Genomic DNA, 23,101 nt, shown 5'->3' on the forward strand with positions numbered 1-23,101 from the left:
TTCGATCCACCTTCTTCTTAAAATTTACTTTTTTCTGACTTTATGTATAATTATAATATAAAATAGTTAACCATCAAATGATTTTACTGGTTACATAATTAGGAGGATTTCTATGAAAAGTTTCTCAACACCGATACGTTTCATGCTTATTTCTTCATTTTTTATGTCTTTTGGGTATTTTGCAGTATACGCATTTTTAGCTATTTATCTATTAACCTTTCTTCATTTTTCTGCTGTCCAAGTAGGGACAGTGTTGACGGTTATGACAATTACATCACGAATTATCCCATTATTCTCAGGATTAATTGCTGACAAAATAGGCTATATCATTATGATGATAGCCGGTTTATTTTTGAGAGGAATCGGATTTATCGCTTTAGGAATATGCTCTGATTTCTATACAATTTCTATTTCTTCTGCACTTATTGGCTTCGGAACTGCATTTTACGAACCTGCCGCTCGCGCTATATTTGGCTCACAGCCAGCTCATTTGAGAAAAAATTTATTTACATATTTAAACCTTAGCTTTAATTGCGGTGCAATAATCGGACCAATTGCAGGAGGATTCTTACTCTTACTCGATCCAATCTATGCTTTCTCTCTAACAGGATTTCTTATGCTGATATTTGCTTTAATCTTTTACTTACTTAAAAACCACTTCCAAGTCACTACTGAAAATACGTCTATTACATTAGGAATACAGACTATCTTACAAAACAAGTCTTTCCTTCTGTTTTCACTTATCATGATTTTCTTCTATATTATGTTTACTCAGCTTACTGTCGCACTTCCACTTCATATGAAAAACATTAGTAATAGCAATCAGCTTGCTACATTAGTCATTACGATAAATGCAATAACAGGCGTCCTATTTATGGTGTTATTTCGAAAACTCTTTCTCAAATACAACACCCTTTCCTTTATTAAATACGGTGTTTTACTAATGAGTATTTCCTTTTTACTCATTCCTTTATTTCAACACCCATATTGGATATTTATTTGTATAATTTTATTTACAATCGGTGAAACACTTGTATTACCAAACGCTGATATCACTATTGCAAATTACAGTAACGAATCATATACAGCTACTTACTTCGGTTTTTATCAACTATCACTCGCATTTGGTTTTATCATCGGTAACTATACCGGTACATGGTTTACATCAAATTTAAACGGAATGTATACACCATGGCTTATTTTTGGCGGAATAGGGCTTACTGGTTTTATTTCACTACATATTTTGAATATAAAAAAAGTGGCCTCTAAAGAGGATAGATATATACCTATGTAATACAGGCGTCCTATAATAAAAAAATTCGACCATCATATGTGACAGTCGAATTTTTTATTCTTCATATTCAAGATGATTATGCCTTTTACAACCAAACAAATAGCACCCACCTATAAAATCCGTTTCAAATTCTAACCCTGGAACATATCCAGATTTAATACGCTCTATCATTGTTTTATAATCATTATTCGCTTCTGTATATTCCTCAATTAACTCTTTCTTATCTTTCTCTGTCCAGTTGTCTTCTACTTCTTCATTCTCGACATCTTTTATTTCTGCCGTTTTCGCTTCGATAGATTCCCGTATAATTTCATTTATACGCGAGAAATGATTCACTTTATATAGAGCATAAACAAATCTACTAATCCAATTAGGACTTTTCCAGCATTCTTTGTATCCCTTTTCGAACCATTCAATTGCTTCTTTATAGCAATTCAACTCAACATACAAATCTGCTACACGAATTTCTCCTATAAAATCATCAGATTTCCTGTTAAAAGCATCTAACTTCTCTTTCGCTTCTGTCGTTCGTTCTAGATCAATTAAACATTTTACATAGCTATACATGATATAGTCCGAATCCCCTGCAACTCGCAAGAAAAATTCCGAAGCTTCTTCCAGCTCTCCAAGATTATAATGAGCTACAGCTACATTGTGATATGCTTCATCGGATGGTTGAATCGAAATAGACTTTTGTAATACTTCTTTCGCTTCTATCCACTTTTCTTGTTTCATGTAAATGTCCCCTAAGATGTTATAAGGAAAGTATGAAGAAGGATTCAAATTAACAACTTCTCTTATTAATTCAAGAGCTTTATCATCATTCTCTTCCTCATAAAAGTACATCCAAGCAAGATTATTGAGAGATTGTACACCTCTAGATTTATGTACTGCTTGTTGAAACAGTTCCATTGCTTCCTCATATTTATTTTGTTCAAACATTTCAATTGCCTTCTCGTTAATGTTCAAATAACTACCTCCGAATTGAATGAATTCATCTATTCCTTATCATTATAGTAAAATGTAAAAATTGTAATTTCCACAAAAATTTCTTTCTCCTGTCTACATTTCGATTGAACTAGAAGCTAAAACACACGAATTTACAACAATAAGTAAATTTTTCAGTCTCCCTTAAATTGGATATACAGCCTTTTTTAATTTACATATTATGGTACAATCAAAAGAGTACTAGCTAAACATTTACGCTCCACACTAGCAGTCTAACAATGCCAAAATCAAAAATTACATAGAATCGAGGGATGTTATGAAAAAGAAATTACTTGTTCTTCTATTCACCGGAATCATACTATCAGGATGTTCAACTATAGCAGAAAATTCTTTAGAAACTGGAAGCGGCAGTATGGCATTATTAACACCAACGATTACAACAAAAGATAACGAATTAGAAATTAAGACTGAAGGCATTGATGAAAATAAAGTAACTTTTATTTATGTTGCCAATACAAAAGTATTCGAACAAAAAATAAAGAATGGTGAATCCTACAAACTTGATATTACAGGTATCAAGGATGCCCATAGGACAGACTACAAGCCACGAGTTCAACTTTTACAGAATGAGGATGATGATAAAGATGGAGAAATGGTAACCTTTAAACAAGTTAGATATACCGTTAAAAAAAATTAATTTAATAGTCATTTCATTATAAATATAATGAACGAAAATATACTTTTAACAGTGGATACATGTAAGGGGTGCTAACATGAAAAAACGATGGATTTCTTGGTGGATCGGTAACCTATTTTGGATTATCGTTTTTGGAATATGGGCCGCTATTATTTGGCTACGAGATGTTGATGGTGCTGGTGTTATTCAAACACCTGAAATTAAATCCATATCACTTATCGTTATATTAATCGCGTTTATCATACCTGTATTTTTTCAAGTTATATGGCTAATCATTAATTTGAGGATGAGTAAAAAAAATAATTATACGATTTAGTTTTTCAATGAACAGATACATTTTTTTCATAAAAAAGAGAGGAATCTACATCAAATAGATTCCTCTCTTTTACATATGGGTTTATACTGCACTTTTAATACAGCACGATTCCCCTTTTTATGATACATGTTCATCTTTCTTCTTCATTAACGCTCTTTTCTTCATCGCTTTCGTTAAGTATCCACCTTTAAACGAGCGAATTTCATACGAAGACATAAACGCTTTCGGAGCGATTTCATTAATAATTTCTAATAGTTCTTTTTCTCTAGAACGCTTTGCGACGATATCTAAGCGATAACGTATCGAATTAATACCTTCGCCTTCAAATACAGTAACGCCAAATCCAGAGTGACGTAACTCATCTACTAATTCATTACAACGGTCTAGTAAACTAACTTGATACGTAATATAACCAATTGCTAATTTATTCTCTATATAACCGCCTAATAACAGTCCTGCACTAAAGCCAATGACATAGGCAACGATGTTCATCCAATTTGATAAATCTTGAAACACAATACCTAAACTGACAATGTAAATAGCTCCTTCTAACAATCCTACACCAGCAGCGGATCTTGTTTGATTCTTTACAAGCAAAATCGTACGAATTGTTAAAATAGGAACGTAAATAATTTGAAGCACAAAAATAAGTAGCGCTTGTAACATTGGTATCCACCTCTTTCAAAAAGTCTTTTGTCATGATAACATACATAACCTTTAGAAATCGATGGGTTTTTAAAATTTTTTTTATTATTTTTCATACTATTGAAAAACGCAAAAAAGAAGCGTATTATATTTGTCGTTAATTTGGTTACTTGTATCATTCCACTAAAATAAAAAAGGAACCCCATTAGGTCCCTCTCATCATAGCTCTATGTTTTTCGAAGTATGTTCTCTTTTCTTCTCTTCTTCTTTCACTAACTGCATATTTGCATAAGCTAAATTCGCAATCATTAAAAAGTGACCACCTAAAATGCCTGTACCAAATGCCCACATTTCCATTTCATGTTCAATTTCATACATGATGATAGCTCCTAAAATGGCAGCTGCAAATCTGTTTAGAACTCCTAATCCCGGAGCCTTTTCCTTCATTACGATACTTTTCCCGAGTTTCTCCACTCTGCGAGCTAATAACCAAAGGCAATATGCACTTACAGCTAATCCGATACCAAACCCTGTTACCTGTTTTCCAAACGGAGTAATCGTCCACATAAGTAGTAAACCACTAAAGATCACATACAATTGTAATCGATATACACGTAAGGCTTCTTGAATCAAAATATCCGCTCCTAAGTTCTCATTTTTTGTACTTTAGAAGAAAAGCAGCAACTTACACAGTTGCTGCTTTCTCTTCTTCTTGTTCTTGTTCCATCTTACGAATTTCAACACGTTTAATTTGGTAAGCGTCTTTTTCTAACACTTTAAATTCATAACCTTCCGCCTCAACGTGTTGTCCTTCTTCGATTTCATGATTTTGCATCATAATCCATCCACCGATTGTATCCACATCATCTTCTTCGATGTGTAATCCAAATAAATCTTTCACTTCTGAGATAAGCACTTTTCCATCAACAATGATATGTTGCTCGTTCACATGTTGAATTGGCGGCGCTTCATCTTCATCATATTCGTCACGAATTTCGCCGACGATTTCCTCCAAGATGTCCTCAAGCGTTACAATTCCGGCTGTTCCTCCGTACTCATCATATAAAACAGCCATCGGAATTCGCTTCTTCTGCATTTGAAGTAATAAATCGTGAATTGGAGTCGTTTCCATCACTTCAATAATCGGACGCATATACGAGCGAATAGATGATAAATCTTTTTGATCCTCGGTCATATATCGAATAAAGAAATCTTTTACGTTGACCATACCGATAATATCATCTTTATCTTCTCCAAAAATCGGATAACGTGTGTATCGCTCATTTTGGATTACTTTCATGTGTTCTTCTACTGAATCTTCCAGGTAGAAACCAACGATTTCTGTTCGCGGTACCATAATCTCTTTTGCAATACGATTATCAAATTCAAAAATGTTATTTACATACTTGTATTCAGCTTGATTAATTTCGCCACTTTCATAGCTATCTGAAAGGATAAGGCGTAATTCTTCCTCTGTATGAGCTACTTCATGTTCTGAAGCTGGTTTTAAACCGAATAAGCCAGTTACAACACGCGCTGAACCGTTCAATACCCAAATAAATGGATACATTACTTTATAGAACATCATTAATGGACCTGCCAATAATAACGTTACCCTTTCAGCCTTTTGGATTGCCATCGTTTTCGGAGCTAATTCCCCTACTACAACGTGTAAATACGTCATAATCATAAAAGCAAGACCAAATGTTAATACTGATGAAATAGAAGGATTTAAGTTCCATTTCTCAAATAACGGGTGTAATAACTTTTCAATTGTCGGTTCACCTAACCAACCTAATCCCATAGCTGTAACCGTAATACCTAATTGACAAGCAGATAAATATTCATCTAAATTTGTTGTTACTTTTTTTGCTGCTAAAGCACCGCGTTTTCCTTCTGCAACAAGCTGATCAATACGACTTGAACGTACTTTTACAATCGCAAACTCAGCTGCTACGAAAAATCCAGTAAATGCGATTAAAATCGCAACCATGACTAAATTAAATATTTCCAATGAATCCCCTTAGTTAAAAAAACTAAGGTGTCCACCTCCTGTATACTATAATGTTTTCTTATTTGTTCGTTAGAAAACATAGCCCGATACAAAAATTAAAGAGGTCGGATTTCACTTATTCTATAATAATAGAGCAAGTGTCTGTATTAAAGCTGTCGTTTGACCTGATAAAGATTTCGATATTTTTTCACGTTGTGAATCAGTCAATTCATCTAAAAGCGGTTTTAACTCAGTAAGCTCCACTTCTAATCGATGAATATGGTCTGTCACTTCATTCACTTGTTTCGAAACGTGTTCATTGATACCGAGCAGCTTCTTCTTCTCCTCGATTTTCTCTTTAATCTCACAAAGCGGCATATGCATTTCTTTGCACTTCTCAATAAAATGTAATGTTTCAAATGCTGTTTCGTCGTAATAGCGATAATTAGATTGAGATCGCTCCGCTTTTAAGATACCTAGATTCGTATAATAATCAATCGTTCGTTTCGACACGTGAGCCATGAGAGCCAACTGTCCGATTCGATACACCTTCCCAACGATCTTCCCCCCTTGTTTATATTACTTACATCATACAATACATAAACTGTACAGTCAAACGTGACGGTTTATTGTTCATAATTTATACAAAATTCCAAGATCCACCCTATTATTATTCCATACAAGTAATCTATACTTATACAAGAAAATTACTAAACTATTACTTCATCACTACATTGTCTGCACCTTTTAACCTTTCTTATTTAAAAACATATCCTACTAATAATGATTACTTGTATAGGAGATGATTAATATGAGAAAGACACTCATTTCACATTTTTATAATGAAGAATACCTACTTCCATGGTGGCTTATGCATCACACGAAAATATTCGATCACGGTATTTTAATTAATAGAGGTTCTACAGATCGTTCAGTTGAAATTTGCAAATTATTTGCTCCCCACTGGGAAGTACGAGATTCAAGATTTCTTGAATTCGATCCCACTAATACTGACATTGAAGTAATGGAAATTGAAAGAGAAGTTTCAGGTTGGAAGATGGTATTAAATACTACGGAATTTCTTTGTTGCAATAATGTAGAAGAATTTTTCTCTTCACTTCATACACTAGGTCAAAATATGTATGCGATTAGAATGATTGTCATGATTGATAAGCATGATTACAATTATCCAAAACTAAGATATTCTATTTCATTAGTAGAGCAACGATACCATGGTCTTTTTCCTTATAAACCAGAAATCGGCTGTGCCTGGAGATTTATACACAATCATCTTGATGGCGCATATTTACCAGGCAGACATTTTACGCGGCACCAACCTATCGTTTATAACTCCCCTTCATTCATTTTCAAGTTTTATTTTAGCCCTTGGAACGAACATGCAAAGGCAAGAAAATTACAAATAACACCTACCCTTTCAAAAAAGGGCATTCGAATGGGACTTCAAGCACATTATGGTCAGTCCCTTGAGCAACTCGAAACTCGATTTTTAGAGTTTAGTAGCCTAACCCAAGATCTTCGTAACCACCCTGAATATCAACAATTATTCCCTAAATTTAAACCTTAATATTTCTCACACCATCATTTTCCACACATTTTTACGCACTTAGTCAAAAACAAAACCATTTGCATACAATATGAATACTGTATATATTATAAATTTTTATTTTAGGAGGAAAAAATGAAAGCTGTTATTCTTGCTGGTGGATATGGGACAAGGATTGGGGAAGAAACACATTTAAAACCGAAACCTATGATTGAAATTGGAACAAAGCCTATTTTATGGCACATTATGAGTTTGTATAGCCATTACGGTATTACTGAATTTATTATTTGTTTAGGCTATAAAGGATATGCAATTAAAGAATTCTTTTTAAATTACAACCTACACATGTCTGATTTCACAATACAGTTAAACGATAATACAATTACTAGCCATTCTCATCGTGTAGAACCATGGAAAGTTACACTAATCGATACTGGTGTAAATACAGAAACGGGAGGACGAGTGAAAAAGATTCAAAATTTTGTTGGAGACGAACCTTTCTGCCTCACTTATGGCGATGGATTAAGTAACGTAAATATAAAAGAACTTATTGCATTTCATAAAAAACATGGAAAAATGGCAACTGTTACCGCCGTACAACCTCCTGGTAGATTCGGTTCTCTCATATTAGATAAACAGTCTGTCACATCTTTTCAAGAGAAGCCACTCGGGGATGGCGGATGGGTTAACGGTGGATTTTTCGTTTTAAATCCTGAAGTTTTCAATTACATTAGTGGCGATAAGTCTGTTTTTGAAACAGACACTTTAGTTCAGTTAGTAAACAAAAACGAATTGGCCGCATATCAACATACTGGTTTTTGGCATCCAATGGATACATTGCGTGATAAAAATAAATTAGTCGAGCTATGGGAAAGTAATAACGCTCCGTGGAAGGTTTGGTAATATGGCTTCATCATCTTTTTGGAATAAGAAAAAAGTATTTATTACGGGACATACTGGCTTTAAAGGCTCATGGCTCACCCTTTTCTTAACTTCTTTAGGTGCAGAAGTAGTTGGCTTTTCTTCTCATCCCCCATCCATTCCTAACCTTTTTGAACAAGGTAACGTAGCAAAAGAATGCATAACAATTCATGGCGACATTACAGATTACAATTCTTTATTCCACGCCCTAAAGCAACATAATCCTGACATACTATTTCATTTAGCAGCCCAGCCAATCGTCACCACTTCATATAAAAATCCTATCGAAACATTTAAAACGAATGTTTTAGGAACTGTCCACGTATTAGAGGCGGCAAAACATATAGACAGTATACGTGGCATCATTAATGTTACAAGTGATAAATGTTATGAAAATGACGGGAGCGGTAACCAGGCATTCGTGGAAAGTGACCGGCTAGGAGGTTTCGACCCTTATAGTGCTAGTAAGGCTTGCGCTGAACTAGTGGCAACATCCTATCAAAAATCATTCTTCCGCACTAATACACAGAAACTCGCCTCAGTAAGAGCAGGTAACGTCATCGGCGGTGGTGATTGGGCAGAAGACCGATTATTCCCAGATGTCATTCGTGCATATTTACAAGATGATACATTAACTATTAGAAACAAAAACGCTATTCGCCCGTGGCAACACGTATTAGATCCTTTACATGGCTATATCCTTTTAGCTGAAAAACTTTGGACAGACGCTGCATATGCAGAAGCGTGGAATTTCGGTCCGCTGAACGAACCTAACCGAACAGTCCATGACGTCATTCAATCTATAATAAAGTTATGGAATAAACCACTAACAATCCTTCCCCCCTCTGCAAATACTCCTTATGAATCGCCTGTTTTAACACTCAATAGTACAAAAGCAGTAAATAAACTCAGCTGGACTCCTAAGTTATCAACAGATAACGCTATCGCTTGGACTGTTGATTGGTACAAAAAATATGCATCCGGTGAAAATATAGAATCTTTCACGCGGCAACAAATCGATGCATTCAAAAATTTATAAGGAGGCTATAAAATGGAACAGAAAAAATGCCGTTTTTGCCACTCATTACTAACAAATGCTTTTTTAGATTTAGGTGTTTCCCCTCTCGCAAACTCATTTGTCGCTCCAGAAAACTCATATAAAATGGAACCATTTTATCCATTGCACACATTTGTTTGTCACTCTTGTTTACTTGTACAATTAGATGAATTTGAATCTCCGCACAATATTTTTCATGACTATTTATACTTTAGCTCTTACTCGTCAAGCTGGCTACTGCACGCTAAACAATATGTAGAAATGGCGATTAAGCGCTTCCACTTAAAGAAACATTCAAAGGTGGTTGAAATTGCGAGTAACGACGGGTACTTATTACAATACTTTCAAAAAGAACATATCGAAACGTTAGGAATTGAACCAGCAAAAAATGTAGCAGAAATTGCGATTCAAAAAGGAATTCCTACCGAAGTGAATTTTTTCAGCAATGACTTAGCAAAAAAATTACCGCAAGCCGATTTAATCATCGCTAATAACGTATTAGCACATGTTCCGAACTTGCATGATTTTGTCGCCGGTTTAAAAACGTTATTAAAACAAGATGGCACGATAACAATTGAATTCCCGCACTTACTAAACCTCATATCCTTTAAACAGTTTGATACAATCTACCATGAACACTTCTCCTATTTCTCACTTATAAGCCTTCAAAAAATTTTAGCTCATCATCATTTACAAATTGTCGATGTAGAAGAACTTTCAACACACGGTGGTTCCTTACGGATTTTTGTAAACCATCTAAATGACCAATCCTCTATCCATTCCAATGTTGCAAAAATAATTCAAAAAGAAATAGATTACGGACTAGATACTTTAGATTGCTATCTACTTTTTTCTAAACGCATCGAACAATTGAAAATAAATATTTTACAGTTTTTTATCGAAGCGAAAGCTTTAAACAAACAAATTATCGGTTACGGTGCGCCAGCTAAAGGGAACACTCTTTTAAATTATTGCGGGATAGGAAAAGAATTTCTAGCTTATACAGTAGATAAAAACCCTCATAAACAAAATCTTCTTCTACCAGGTACCCGCATTCCCATAAAATCTCCAGAAGAAATAAAACGTACAAAACCTGATTACATTCTCATACTTCCTTGGAATTTGAAAGAGGAAATTATGAAAGAATGCTCTTTCATTCGTGAATGGGGCGGCAAATTTTTAGTAACAATACCAGAAGTTGAGGTAATGGAGCCATGAAAAAAATTCTCTTAACAGGCGGTAGTGGATGGATTGGTAAATATGTTGTACATTCTCTTATCCAAAAGGGCTATGAAGTGCACGCCACTTACAATACAAATAAGCCTTCTCACCTTTCTTGCCATTGGCATAAAGTAAACTTACTTTGCGATGAAGAAATAAAAAAACTCATTTACGACATAAAGCCTAGTCATCTCATTCATTTAGCTTGGGAAGCAGTGCCGCCAGCATGCTACGTATCCATTAACAATTACTATTGGCTTACATCCAGCATCTCATTGATCCAGCACTTCACAACATGCGGTGGAAAGCGAGTCGTCGTTGCAGGTACTGGCGCAGAATATGAATGGTTTAACGGCGTACTATTTGAAGATTCACCGCTTCTTTCCTATAAAACCCCGTATTCATTATGTAAAAACGCACTACACTCCTGGCTACAAACGTACGCCGAGCAAACCGGTCTCAGCATGTGTTGGGGCCGCATTTTTCATCTATATGGCCCTCACGAACAAGGGAATCGACTCGTTTCTAACATTATCACTTCTTTATTAAAAAATGAGGAAGCACTATGTACACATGGAAAACAATCAAGAGATTTCCTCCATGTGAGCGACGTCGCTGACGCTCTCGTAACAGTATTAGAACATGGCGTTACAGGCACAATCAATATCGCTTCTGGTCAATCTGTACAAATTAAAGAGTTAGCTTCTATCATCGCTAAAAAGATAGGAAAAGAACATTTAATTAAACTAGGTGCAATCCCTTTCTCTAAAGATGAACCTTTATTCGTCGGGGTTAATGTAGAACGTTTAAAAACTGAAGTAAACTGGAAACCAACATACGATCTGAATACAGGAATTGAAGAAACAATTTTATGGTGGGAATCATTTATACAAAAACATAACGATATGCATCACTAAAACGTAAATCCTTCGTTCCTCTCGCTAATTCCTTATACCATTCTTCTAATCTTTCCGGCGTAATAATATGATGCGTACCCATTCCTCCATGCTTACTAGCTTCAGAAAGAGTCGGACCAATTTGTAACTTTCTCTTTCTCATTGCATCGTTCCAAGGACTAAACCCAAACCATAATATACAAGCAAGAGGTGGATAAATCATCGATTCATGCGCAGATAAATGTCTTCCAACCGTATAACTTCCATGTTCATGATTATGAATAAATCTGCCCCTTCTCCATAGTCTCCACTCCTCTGGTAAATAACCATGAAATCGCTGTTTCATTAAAGGTAGTCCAAAGTTAAGTTCCGGATAATTATAGTTAGGATCATCCACCATAACAAGCCCTTCTAGCCAATACATCCTCCCTCCCAATTCATTTAGTGATTTCCAAAACTGATTTTTATCTTGCACACAAAGAAACTCGGTCGTATTTAAAATCATTTTCCATCCTTGTATTTCTTGTTCTATCCTCATCACTTCATGATCTGTCGCATATGCATCAAACTCTGGATGTACAGAATCTCGCACCTCCCAGTGTGGCGCGAATTTTTTACAAATTTCAACCGAACGATCTGTTGAGCCTTTATTAATTAAAATGCCATGATCAAACAGTTTCGTATGATGTATAAGCCACCACGGTAATAAATACTCTTCATTATAAAAATGAGAAATAACGGTTGTAGTTATAACAATCTCCTCCACTTTCTCTATTAATCTACTTTTTCATCCTACTCTTAATATACTTATCAATTATGTAATTGGTTTCTTTTATTTAAAAAATATGTTTTTCTACCATATACTATGCTTTCTTACACAACCACCATTTTCATTTTCTAAAGAAACCCCCTAATAAACTGAAAATTAAGTTATAATATCATTATAAAATTATGAAGGAGGAATGCACGCATGTATTACAACACTTCATTCGAAAACGATCAACCTGTAGGCCGTCTATAAACTAAGACGGGCTTATAACACATACACTATGCCTCGTCTTAGGGAACTCATATTACCCTAAAAATAGACGGAGGTACTTTACATGAAACAAACAATTTTAGGAGCTATATGTTTATCACTAGCAGCTAGTATATGGGGCGGTATGTATGTTGTTAGCAAATATGTACTCGACTTTATCCCACCACTAACACTCGTTTGGCTACGCTTTATCATTGCTTTTGTTGTTTTATATGGCATTTTGAAAGTAGCTAAGAAAAAACAAAAGAAAACAGTAACCATTCGCAAAAAAGATTGGCTATTATTCGCTTGGATTGGATTTATCGGATATTTCATTTCAATCACCTGTCAATTTATCGGAACAAAATTATCCGACGCTCATACAGGCTCGTTAGTAACATCAGCTACACCTGCATTTATCGTTATATTTGCAGCGATCATTTTGAAAGAAAAACTAACCGCTCGTAGACTGTTATCTACTATAATAGCGACAATCGGTGTCATTATCGTAATCGGATGGGATATTGAAATTGGCTCCTATTTTATCGGAACAATCATTTTAGTTGGAGCCGCTATTACGTGGGCTTTACTATCTATTTATGTAAAAATTGCTTCAGCTCGATTTTCATCTTTAGTGATTACAACGTACGCCATATTCTTTTCACTCTTTTTTATTACACCTTTTATGATATGGGAATTTCAATCAAACCCTATTGAACATATGAATATGTACGTACTATTAGGCGTACTTTATTTAGGAATCGTCTCAACAGCAGGTGCCTTTTTCCTTTGGAATAAAGGATTAGAATTAATGGACGCAAGCATCGGTTCGTTATTTTTCTTCTTCCAACCTATCGTCGGGTCGTTGCTTGGTTGGCTCTTATTAAATGAGACATTAAATAGTAACTTTTTTATTGGTGGTATCCTTATTATATGTAGTGTTTTCATTACTACTTTTGAAAAGAAATGAAAAACAGGCAGAGATTAAATATCTCTGCCTGTCTTTTTACACTTTTTACGCACCCCAATGCGATGGACGAGACAATAATTTTGGTAATTTCGTATGTTTGTCCCCTCTAGCCGCATTAACTTGAACTTGCGTCAGGAAAATACTATTTGTAAAATCAGCCCCGCGAATATCTGCATCTCGCAAATCTGCTCCGATGAGATCTGCTCCTCTTAAATCTGCTTCATGTAAGTTAGCCGCAATTAAATACGCTCCTCTTAAATTCGCTCCTTGTAAATCTTTCTTTTTCAAATTCGCTCCCATAAGATCTGCTCCACGGTGAATGATTCGTTTCTTACGCTTCGCATTCATTTCCTTCCATACTAATTCGCTCGTTTCTAAAAGAAGAATGTTCACTTCCGCTCTGTGTAATGGAACATTTATTTTCGTTAACTCATCTGGACTTAAATTGGACAGACGCTCCGTCTCTTCAATCGCTTTACTTAATTCTTTATGAATGGATTGTGTCGCCTTCAATAAAATAGCCTCATTTAAATACCAAAGCATTTCATGGAGCTGATGCATAACTGGAAAAGCATCATACATTTTTCTCGCGTGCTTAGCATCTTTCCGCCAATCAATCCCGTTAAACGTAACTTGAGAAATTTTCTGTCCAGCGCCAAAACATTCAAATACTGTACAGCCTTTATAACCTTTTCCTCTAAGATTTTTATGTATACTGCATTTAAAATCTGATTGTAAATTGGAACATGGTTTACCACCATCTTTATTCACTGCAAAATCTACCGATGCTGCGAACGGTAACGCCACGCAACATAGACCGAAGCATTTTTCACAGTTTGCTTTTAAATGATCATTATGATTAGTCAAAATCTATACCCCCTGTTGTCTTTTGACTATTTCATAATATTCCAACTGTAATAAATAATCAATTTTAAAATAAACCGGCATCTTTCGTTTCAATTCATAACTTTATCATTTGATTTCCTTTCAATTGAAAAAGACTATTTCTATTTAATGAATTATAATTAAATTACAAATTTTCTAACTAAAAGGAGACTTACTATGGCACTACAAATGAAAACAAACTGTCAAATTTGCGATCAATCGCTGGAACAAGATTCTGAAGCATACATTTGCGTATATGAATGTACATTTTGTGCACCATGTACAGAAGAAAGACACAACGTTTGCCCAAACTGTGGCGGCGAGTTAGTACGTAGACCGAAAAAGAAACAATAAAAGCAAAGCGATATCGCTTTGCTTTTATTTAGGCATCTGAAATTATATATTTAAAAACTTCACACAAACAGGCTCCGGCACAGCAACATCAGATTGTAAAAGTGTTAACTTACCTGTAGATTCACTTCTTGAAAATAGCACAAGATTATGTGACTTTTCATTTGTAGCAACAAGGAATTTTTCAGTAGGATCTAATACAAAGTCTCTTGGCCAATTTCCTTCTGTAGATGTGTGTTCCACAAATGTAAGCTCACCTGAGTTTTGATCCACACTGAAAACAGCAATACTATTATGACCACGATTACCTGCATATACAAAGCGGCCGTCAGAAGAAATATGAATCGCACTTCCTTGATTATTTTCATCAAATGCTTCAGGAACGGTAGAAATATACTGTAATTCTGTAAAGGATCCTTCTGACGGGTTATATGTTAACACAATAACCTCTGAACTAAGCTCCGTCATCACATACGCATACTTTCCATTTGGATGAAAAGTAATATGTCTTGGACCACTTCCTGGATTTACAGACAAACTATTCACTTCTTTTAATACACTATCTTTTATTTCATACGTAATTAATTTATCTATCCCTAAATCAACGCCAACTACATACTTTTCATCAGGAGTATATCCCGCATAATGTGCATGTGGTTTTTCTTGTCTTTCTTTATTCGGACCTGAGCCTTCATGTGCCATAATAGATGCGGCAGGATTTACAGTTCCATCTTCTTCATTTACTTCAAAAGACTCAATCGTTCCTTTATGATAATTCGCTGTAACTACTGCATGATTTCCACTATCAACACTAATATGACAAGGAGAAGCCCCTTCTACTACTTGTCTATTTTCTTCCTTTAGCTCCCCTGTTTTACTATCAATTGAATAAGCAGCTACACCGCCAGATTCACCTTCCTTAACAACGGAATAGAGATATTTATTATTTCGATTAATCGTTACATATGTAGGGTTATCCAGCTTTGCCGCAAGTGCTACATTACTAATTTTCTTTGCTTCCGTATCTAAAGTAAACTTATATATTCCTTCACTGTTTTCTTTCGTGTATGTTCCAACATATCCAATAAACTCTTTGTTATCCTTCATTTTCATAACCCTCTCTCCCTATATTTTTCATTCATCTTACTTCTCACAATGTTTTATGTTGAAAGAGTATCCTAAAAAATCGGAGTACCTCTTTATACGTTACCATATTTTCTTGTTAAATAGCTTTTAAACCCACTTTTTTTGGTACACTGCTATACTTTCATATTCTTCTTCCAATTGACGTGACAGACGAATATAGATTGGTGTTAAATCTTTATACTTTTCCACACTTTCCATGTTTGGTTCATGGTGGAAATTCGCACCTACCATTTCAGAAACTACATGCAACGTATCTATTTCACCTAAACTATATAAACCGAGGATTGCAGCTCCTAAGCAAGAGCTTTCGAAACTTTCGGGAACATATACGTCTTGATGAAAAATATCCGCCATCATCTGTCTCCAAAGTTCTGATCTTGCAAAACCGCCTGTCGCTTGAATTTTGTTCGGTTCGCCAATTAGTTCTTTTAAAGCGAGAAGAACTGTATATAAATTATAAATTACCCCTTCTAACACAGCACGGATAAGATGTTCTTTCTTATGATGCAATCCAAGTCCAAAGAAAGATCCTCGTGCATTTGCATTCCATAAAGGAGCTCTTTCCCCCGCTAAATACGGGTGAAATAATAAACCGTCGGACCCCGGATTCACTTTTGCTGCTATTTCAGTAAGCACTTCATATGGATCTTTTCCTAAACGCTTCGCAAGCTCAATCTCTGAAGTGCCTAATTGATCACGAGCCCACCTGAAAATCATACCACCGTTATTAACTGGTCCACCAATTACCCAATGGTCTTCAGTTAAGGCGTAACAAAAAATTCTACCTTTCGGATCTGTTACAGGACGATTTGTTACAGCACGTATCGCACCACTTGTACCAATTGTAACAGCCACAACACCAGGATCAATTGCATTTACACCTAAATTGGATAGGACTCCATCACTCGCTCCTACTATAAAAGGAGTGGAAACAAGTACATTAATCTCATTTGCGAGTTCTTCATCTAATCCTGTTAAGCTGTGCGTCGTTGGAACAAGTTTAGAAAGCTTTTCATCTGTAATTCCCGCAACATGTAAAGCCTCTTCATCCCATTTTAAAGATTTCAAATTAAACATTCCTGTTGCTGATGCTATAGAATAATCAATTACATACTCCTTATATAACTTATAAAAAACATACTCTTTAATAGAAATAAATTTATAAGTTTTTGCGAACAATTCTGCCTGTTCATTCTGTAACCAAACTAATTTCGAAAGTGGTGACATCGGATGAATTGGTGTCCCAGTACGCAAATAAATTTCATGACCATTCATATCATTCTTTATTTTCTCTGCCCAGCTTGCACTTCTATTATCTGCCCAAGTGATGCATCTCGTTAACGGCTTTCCCTTTTCATCTACAGCAATGATACTATGCATTGCCGAACTAAAAGAGACACAAAGAATATCATTCGGCTGTACATGACTTACTCGTACAGTTTCTGTAATCGTATTTATTACTGCATGAAAAATTTCTTCTGGGTCTTGTTCTGCTGTTTCAGGCGTAGGAGAATATAAAGGATATTCAATTCCATGACTTGCAATAACAGATCCATCAGTAGAAAATAGAACCGATTTTGTACTAGTTGTCCCAATATCTACACCAATCATATATTTTGAGCTCACCATTTCTTCCTCCTAACAAAAATCCCTACAGTATCCTAATCATATAAGAACCATAAAAATATATTTATTTTATCTATTCATAACGTTATGTGCTAAAGTTGTCTCTCCCAATTCATATAAAAATATCCTTATTTTAAACAAACATATCGAGTAGTAAAACTCCTCCAAAAGCAATAAATGAAAGTAATGTTTCTAATACCGTCCATGTTTTAAATGTTTCTTTCACTGTTAACCCTAGGTATTCTTTTACCATCCAGAACCCAGCATCGTTTACGTGTGAAAACATTAATGCTCCTGCACCCGTTGCAATGACGAGCAACTCTAAGTTCACACCTGACGTATTTTCAACGATCGGTGAAACGATACCCGCTGCTGTTGTTAAGGCGACTGTCGCTGACCCTGTCGCAATTCGGATTAATCCAGCTACCATAAATGCTAATACAATTGGAGATAGCGCTAAATGCTCAGACATTTGAGCAATAGCATTCCCTACGCCACTATCGATAAGAATTTGCTTAAATCCGCCACCAGCACCAATAATCGCAACAATTGAACCGATTGGTAATAAGCTATCTTCTGTTACCTTCTTAATAGCCTTTTTATCGATACCTTGACGAAATCCAAGAAAATAAAACGCTGCAAAACATGCAATCAATAACGCAATGATAGGACTACCGATTAATGTGACAATCTTCATCAAAGTAGTAGAAAGTGGAACATAAGGAGCCGCTGCTGCTAACACCATTAACAGAACAGGTAACAATATAACTAAAAATGAAACTCCTATTCCTGGTAATTTCGTTGATTTTGTATTTACACGAATCAATTCTGGCTCATTTTCAGGAATTACACGTTTGTGAATCCATTTAGCGAATATAGGACCTGCAATAATCGCTGCAAAAAATGTAATAATGAGTGAATACAATAGTACCTTCCCAAGATTCGCTTTATAAATACCAATTGCAACGATTGCCCCTGGATGCGGAGGAACAAGGCCGTGTACGACAGATAGCCCAGCAATTGCTGGTAACGCTATCAATAAAATATTTTGTTTCGTAGTTTTATGAATTGAAATTACTAACGGCAACAATATTAAAATACCTACTTCAAAAAACACCGGAATTCCAATAATAAAACCTGCAATTAACATCGCCCACGGTAAGTTTTTTATTCCGAAGGATTTAATAAAGAACTCTGCCACTTGCATTCCAGCACCTGACTCTGCCATCATTTTCCCTAAAATTGTACCTAATACTAAAATACCTACTAAATGCCCGAGAACACTTCCGACTCCCGTTTCATAAGCACTCACTATTTTATCCATTGGCATTCCAGACATAATTGCTAAAAACAAACTTGCAATCGTTAAACTAATAAATGCATGCCATCTCCACCAAGATACGCCTAAAATAACAATTACAATTGATAATAATGTAATCATTAAAAGGTACATATTCATACGCAATTCCACCTCTTTATGTAAACCCTTTCAAATCTCTATATAATTAAAAGAATCTATATAGTTCTTACTTGGGTAAAAGATACCTTTACATATTGATATAAAAAGAATCTCCCTTATCAGAGATACACTTTAACGCATTTCTCTGATAAGGGGATTTCTCTTTCATAATTATAATGTTATTGTGATAAATGCTACGCGTAAGCAAATTTTCTTTTTTAAAAGTGAATGAGGCTTTCTTCTCTTACTATTTTCACGTAGGAAGACTCCAAACTCGGAATCCAATTTAAACGATGAAGTTACTTAGGATTTGTCCTCTCATGAAAAGCATTTTTCGGAAAGCCCCCTCACTTTTATGCCTTATAATTTAGGAGCTTTCGCCCAATCCGCAGCAAACTTCTCAATACCTTGGTCTGTTAATGGGTGCATAGCAAGTTGTTCAATTACTTTATAAGGGATTGTTGCAATGTGAGCACCTGCCATCGCTACACGAGTTACATGATCTGGATGTCTAACAGAAGCCGCAATAATTTGTGTATCTAATTGATGAACATCAAATAATTCAGCAATTTTAGCAACTAATAATACACCATCTTCAGAAATATCATCTAAACGTCCTAAAAATGGAGAAACGTACGTTGCACCTGCTCGAGCAGCTAAAAGAGCTTGGTTCACAGTGAAAATAAGGGTAACGTTCGTTTTCACACCTTTTTCAGTAAGGTAGCGACAAGCTTCTAATCCTGCTAACGTCATCGGAAGTTTGATTGTAATTTTTTCATCGCCACCGTTAATTTTAATCAGTTCTTCTGCTTGGGCGATCATCTCTTCAGCTGTAACAGCATCTGGCGTTACTTCTGCCGAAACAGATTCAACTTTAGGAACTGCCTGACAAATTTCTGCAATACGGTCTTCAAATTTAATGCCCTCTTTTGCTACTAAAGAAGGATTCGTTGTAACACCAGCTAAAACTCCAAGTTTATATGCTTTTTTTATGTCCTCAAGATTTGCAGTATCAATAAAAAACTTCATGATCTATTCCCTCCATTTTTTAAACGTCAATGAGTTAAATTTTTAAGATATTTATTTCTTTTCTACTGCATGTCCGCCAAATTCATTGCGCAGAGCTGCTACTACTTTTCCTGTAAATGTATCATTATCTAATGAGCGGTAGCGCATTAATAGCGACATTGCGATAACAGGAGTTGCTGTTTGAAGGTCTAATGCTGTTTCTACTGTCCATTTCCCTTCACCAGAAGAATGCATAACACCCTTAATTTCATCTAATTTTGCATCTTTAGAAAATGCATTTTCTGTTAATTCCATTAACCAAGAGCGGATTACTGAACCGTTATTCCATACTCTTGATACTTTTTCATAATCGTAGTCAAATTCACTTTTCTCTAGGATCTCAAATCCTTCACCAATAGCAGCCATCATACCGTATTCAATTCCGTTGTGAACCATTTTTAAGAAGTGACCACTACCAGCTTTTCCAGCATATAAGAATCCATTTTCTACAGCAGTATCTCGGAAGATAGGTTCAACGATATCCCAAGCTTCTTGATCTCCTCCGATCATGTAACAAGCACCATTACGAGCGCCTTCCATTCCGCCAGAAGTTCCTGCATCCATAAAGTGAATACCATCTTTCTTTAATTGCTCATATCGGCGGATAGACTCTTTATAATGTGAATTACCCGCTTCAATTAAAATATCTCCTTTTGATAAAAGGGGTGTAATCTCATCAATAACAGAATCAACAACAGCGTGTGGTACCATAACCCAAAGAATTCTTGGTGATTGTAATGACTGAACAAGTTCACTTAAACTAGATGTACCTGTAGCCCCGTACTCTTTCATTTCTTCCACTGCACTTGCATTTAAATCAAATGCTGCTACTTCATGTTTATGATCCATTAAATTTTTCCCTAAATTTAATCCCATTTTACCTAAACCAATTAATCCTACTTGCATGATATACTTCCTCCTCAAATCATCTTTTATTAAAAATTCATATCACTACGATTTTGAATACCTTTCAGCACTGATAAGTTGATCTGTCCAGAAAGGTATTCACAGTCATAGCTTAAGAATTCAACACATTTTTTGTAATTTGAACAACATTTTCTGTCGTAAATCCAAATAGATTCATGACTTCAGCTCCAGTGCCTGAAGCTCCAAATGTTTCAATTGATAGTACTTTCCCTTCTTGTCCTACATAACGCTCCCACCCGAGAGATACACCCATCTCAAGAGATACTCGTTTCGTTACAGAAGACGGAAGAACGGATTCTTTATATTCATTCGATTGACGATCGAATAACTCCCAGCTTGGCATTGCAACGATACGAACAGAAACTTGATCTTCTTCTAATTTCGCTTTCGCACTAGCAGCTAAAGAAACTTCAGAGCCTGTCGCAATGAAAATCACATCCGGATTTTCATTTGTTTGCGTTAATACGTAAGCTCCTTTAGAAAGATTCTCTATATTCGCTTTCGTTTCATTAAATACCGGTAAATTTTGACGGCTCAGTACTAAAACAACTGGACCATCCGTTTGCTGTAAAGCATATGCCCACGCACTTGCTGTTTCATTGGCATCTGACGGACGGATAACTGTTAAACCAGGAATTGCCCGAAGAGCTGCTAAATGTTCAATAGGTTCATGCGTTGGACCATCTTCTCCTACAGCAATCGAATCATGTGTAAATACGTACGTAACAGGTAACTTTTGCAATGCAGCCAGTCGAATAGATGGACGAAGATAGTCATTAAATACAAAGAATGTACTCACGAACGGTTTTACTCCTCCATGAAGAGCCAGTCCATTCGCTGCCGCGCCCATTGCATGTTCACGTACACCGAAGTATATATTTCGGCCAGCATACGATTCTACTGCATACACTGCTTCACCTTTTATATCTGTCATCGTAGAATGAGAAAGATCCGCACTTCCACCGAAAATAGAAGGAATCGATTTCACATAATGGTTAATAGCTTCCCCACTTGCAACACGAGTGGAAATCGTTTTTTCAGTATCAAAGGATAGAATGTCTTTCGCTTCAATTAAAACCTCACCTGTAATCGCTTTTTCTAATTCATCTGCTAGTGCAGGGTTCGACTCTCTGTATGAGTTGAACTGCTCATTCCAGCCATTCTCTTTTTCAATACCTTTTTGTTTCAGTTCATTAAAATGAGCTGTTACTTCTTCAGGCACAAAGAAGTCTTCCTCATAATGCCAACCATACACTTGTTTTGTCGCTGTCGCTTCTTCTAATCCAAGAGGGTTACCATGTGCTTTGTTCGTTCCAGCAACTTTTGGACTTCCGTAACCTATAATGGTTCTAATTTCTATAAGAGTAGGTTGGTCCGTATTGTCTTTCGCTAATTGAATCGCTTTTGTAATTGCATCAACATCGTTTCCATCTTCAACTCTTACATATTGCCAATGTGCAGATTCTACCCTTTTCTGCATATCTTCAGAGAAAGCAATGTTTAATTCACCATCAAGTGAAATTTCATTTGAATCATACAGCACAATTAACTTGCCAAGTTTCATATGTCCTGCCATTGACATCGCTTCATAAGCGACACCTTCCATTAAATCACCGTCTCCAACTAAAGCGTACGTATTGTGATCTATAATAGAGTGACCATCCTTATTAAACTTCGCTGCTAAATGCGCTTCTGCCATTGCCATTCCGACAGCATTGGCAATCCCTTGTCCTAACGGGCCTGTCGTCGCTTCAACTCCAGAAGTATGACCAAACTCAGGATGTCCTGGTGTTTTACTATTTAACTTTCTGAAGTTTTTCAAGTCATCAATTGAAACGTCATATCCAGCTAAATGTAGTAGGCTATATAATAAGCTAGATCCATGTCCCGCCGATAAAACGAATCGATCACGATTAAACCATTTTGGATGATTAGGATTGTGATTTAAATGATTCGCCCATAATGCATAAGCCATTGGCGCTGCTCCCATCGGAAGACCTGGATGACCTGAATTTGCCGCATTAATAGCATCAATTGATAACGTACGAATTGTATTCACTGCTAATTGATTTATGTTTTGTGTCATAGTAATCGTCCCC

At 35.8% G+C, this 23,101-nt stretch carries 23 protein-coding genes; 10 read left to right on the forward strand and 13 right to left on the reverse strand.

The features are described 5' to 3' along the window. Window positions 1–112 precede the first annotated feature (112 nt). The gene (locus AC2CGR_RS11735) at window positions 113–1,294 is read left to right on the forward strand and encodes an MDR family MFS transporter (protein ID WP_087967615.1); all 1,182 of its coding nucleotides are present in this window, start codon (window positions 113–115) and stop codon (window positions 1,292–1,294) included. Window positions 1,295–1,348: 54 nt separating this feature from the next. Here AC2CGR_RS11735 and AC2CGR_RS11740 read toward each other — a convergent pair whose 3' ends face one another. After that, window positions 1,349–2,263 carry a tetratricopeptide repeat protein gene (locus tag AC2CGR_RS11740; RefSeq protein ID WP_087967613.1) on the reverse strand — a complete coding sequence of 305 codons (915 nt, stop codon included), beginning with the start codon at window positions 2,261–2,263 and terminating at the stop codon, window positions 1,349–1,351. A 295-nt stretch (window positions 2,264–2,558) separates the two neighbouring features. On the opposite strand from AC2CGR_RS11740, the gene AC2CGR_RS11745 reads away from it, so the two are divergent. Continuing rightward, window positions 2,559–2,939 (forward strand): hypothetical protein, encoded by a 381-nt coding sequence (locus AC2CGR_RS11745; RefSeq protein ID WP_270184941.1) that lies wholly within the window; start codon window positions 2,559–2,561, stop codon window positions 2,937–2,939. A 76-nt stretch (window positions 2,940–3,015) separates the two neighbouring features. Beyond that, a complete protein-coding gene (locus AC2CGR_RS11750) occupies window positions 3,016–3,255 on the forward strand; it encodes a DUF3923 family protein (protein WP_000747691.1) in 240 nt (79 codons plus the stop codon). A gap of 117 nt (window positions 3,256–3,372) precedes the next feature. Here the strand turns inward: AC2CGR_RS11750 and AC2CGR_RS11755 are convergent, their stop codons facing one another. From AC2CGR_RS11755 to AC2CGR_RS11770, 4 genes are all read right to left on the reverse strand, one after another. Beyond that, window positions 3,373–3,921, reverse strand: coding sequence for a DUF2179 domain-containing protein (locus AC2CGR_RS11755; RefSeq protein ID WP_063548070.1), 549 nt, complete (start codon window positions 3,919–3,921; stop codon window positions 3,373–3,375). Window positions 3,922–4,119: 198 nt separating this feature from the next. Continuing rightward, window positions 4,120–4,533 (reverse strand): ATP synthase subunit I, encoded by a 414-nt coding sequence (locus tag AC2CGR_RS11760; RefSeq protein ID WP_000613872.1) that lies wholly within the window; start codon window positions 4,531–4,533, stop codon window positions 4,120–4,122. Window positions 4,534–4,585: 52 nt separating this feature from the next. After that, a complete protein-coding gene (locus AC2CGR_RS11765; protein WP_000402271.1) occupies window positions 4,586–5,914 on the reverse strand; it encodes a hemolysin family protein in 1,329 nt (442 codons plus the stop codon). Window positions 5,915–6,034: 120 nt separating this feature from the next. Further along, complete coding sequence (locus tag AC2CGR_RS11770; RefSeq protein WP_087967609.1) at window positions 6,035–6,442, reverse strand: MerR family transcriptional regulator; 408 nt, start codon at window positions 6,440–6,442, stop codon at window positions 6,035–6,037. A gap of 253 nt (window positions 6,443–6,695) precedes the next feature. Here AC2CGR_RS11770 and AC2CGR_RS11775 point away from each other — a divergent pair, with 253 nt between their 5' ends. From AC2CGR_RS11775 to AC2CGR_RS11795, 5 genes are all read left to right on the forward strand, one after another. After that, window positions 6,696–7,478: a glycosyltransferase family 2 protein gene (locus AC2CGR_RS11775; RefSeq protein ID WP_102990374.1), complete on the forward strand. Its 783-nt coding sequence runs from the start codon at window positions 6,696–6,698 to the stop codon at window positions 7,476–7,478. A gap of 114 nt (window positions 7,479–7,592) precedes the next feature. Then, on the forward strand, window positions 7,593–8,360 hold the full coding sequence (gene rfbF, locus AC2CGR_RS11780) for a glucose-1-phosphate cytidylyltransferase (protein ID WP_087967605.1): 768 nt from the start codon (window positions 7,593–7,595) through the stop codon (window positions 8,358–8,360). Window position 8,361: 1 nt separating this feature from the next. Further along, complete coding sequence (gene rfbG / locus AC2CGR_RS11785) at window positions 8,362–9,417, forward strand: CDP-glucose 4,6-dehydratase (protein WP_484480847.1); 1,056 nt, start codon at window positions 8,362–8,364, stop codon at window positions 9,415–9,417. A 12-nt stretch (window positions 9,418–9,429) separates the two neighbouring features. Further along, window positions 9,430–10,653, forward strand: coding sequence for a methyltransferase domain-containing protein (locus tag AC2CGR_RS11790; RefSeq protein ID WP_484480848.1), 1,224 nt, complete (start codon window positions 9,430–9,432; stop codon window positions 10,651–10,653). After that, window positions 10,650–11,573, forward strand: coding sequence for an NAD-dependent epimerase/dehydratase family protein (locus AC2CGR_RS11795; RefSeq protein ID WP_484480849.1), 924 nt, complete (start codon window positions 10,650–10,652; stop codon window positions 11,571–11,573). The genes AC2CGR_RS11790 and AC2CGR_RS11795 overlap by 4 nt, the downstream gene beginning before the upstream one ends. Here the strand turns inward: AC2CGR_RS11795 and AC2CGR_RS11800 are convergent. Beyond that, entirely contained in the window at window positions 11,542–12,318 is a 777-nt protein-coding gene (locus AC2CGR_RS11800; protein WP_270184939.1) for a glycosyltransferase family 2 protein, read from the reverse strand. The two genes, AC2CGR_RS11795 and AC2CGR_RS11800, sit on opposite strands and share 32 nt — an antisense overlap. A 337-nt stretch (window positions 12,319–12,655) precedes the next feature. Between AC2CGR_RS11800 and AC2CGR_RS11805 the strand changes: the two genes are divergently transcribed. After that, a complete protein-coding gene (locus AC2CGR_RS11805; protein WP_270184938.1) occupies window positions 12,656–13,540 on the forward strand; it encodes a DMT family transporter in 885 nt (294 codons plus the stop codon). 45 nt (window positions 13,541–13,585) lie between these two features. Here AC2CGR_RS11805 and AC2CGR_RS11810 read toward each other — a convergent pair whose 3' ends face one another. Beyond that, entirely contained in the window at window positions 13,586–14,407 is an 822-nt protein-coding gene (locus AC2CGR_RS11810) for a pentapeptide repeat-containing protein (protein WP_087967596.1), read from the reverse strand. A gap of 195 nt (window positions 14,408–14,602) precedes the next feature. On the opposite strand from AC2CGR_RS11810, the gene AC2CGR_RS11815 reads away from it, so the two are divergent. Next, window positions 14,603–14,779, forward strand: coding sequence for a DUF1272 domain-containing protein (locus AC2CGR_RS11815; protein ID WP_001207874.1), 177 nt, complete (start codon window positions 14,603–14,605; stop codon window positions 14,777–14,779). A gap of 42 nt (window positions 14,780–14,821) precedes the next feature. On the opposite strand, the gene AC2CGR_RS11820 is transcribed toward AC2CGR_RS11815, so the two are convergent. From AC2CGR_RS11820 to tkt, 6 genes are all read right to left on the reverse strand, one after another. Continuing rightward, window positions 14,822–15,889 (reverse strand): lactonase family protein, encoded by a 1,068-nt coding sequence (locus AC2CGR_RS11820; RefSeq protein WP_087967594.1) that lies wholly within the window; start codon window positions 15,887–15,889, stop codon window positions 14,822–14,824. Window positions 15,890–16,009: 120 nt separating this feature from the next. Next, a complete protein-coding gene (gene gntK, locus AC2CGR_RS11825; protein WP_484480850.1) occupies window positions 16,010–17,551 on the reverse strand; it encodes a gluconokinase in 1,542 nt (513 codons plus the stop codon). 130 nt (window positions 17,552–17,681) lie between these two features. Then, window positions 17,682–19,007, reverse strand: coding sequence for a gluconate permease GntP (gene gntP / locus AC2CGR_RS11830; protein ID WP_087967590.1), 1,326 nt, complete (start codon window positions 19,005–19,007; stop codon window positions 17,682–17,684). A 360-nt stretch (window positions 19,008–19,367) separates the two neighbouring features. Further along, window positions 19,368–20,036 carry a fructose-6-phosphate aldolase gene (fsa, locus tag AC2CGR_RS11835; protein ID WP_131100310.1) on the reverse strand — a complete coding sequence of 223 codons (669 nt, stop codon included), beginning with the start codon at window positions 20,034–20,036 and terminating at the stop codon, window positions 19,368–19,370. A gap of 51 nt (window positions 20,037–20,087) precedes the next feature. Further along, window positions 20,088–20,981, reverse strand: a complete 894-nt coding sequence (gene gnd / locus AC2CGR_RS11840) for a phosphogluconate dehydrogenase (NAD(+)-dependent, decarboxylating) (protein ID WP_001195910.1) — start codon at window positions 20,979–20,981, stop codon at window positions 20,088–20,090. Window positions 20,982–21,093: 112 nt separating this feature from the next. After that, the gene (tkt, locus tag AC2CGR_RS11845; protein ID WP_484480851.1) at window positions 21,094–23,088 is read right to left on the reverse strand and encodes a transketolase; all 1,995 of its coding nucleotides are present in this window, start codon (window positions 23,086–23,088) and stop codon (window positions 21,094–21,096) included. Window positions 23,089–23,101: the final 13 nt, after the last annotated feature.

The sequence above is a fragment of the Bacillus sp. LSHTCR4 genome (genome assembly GCF_057197025.1).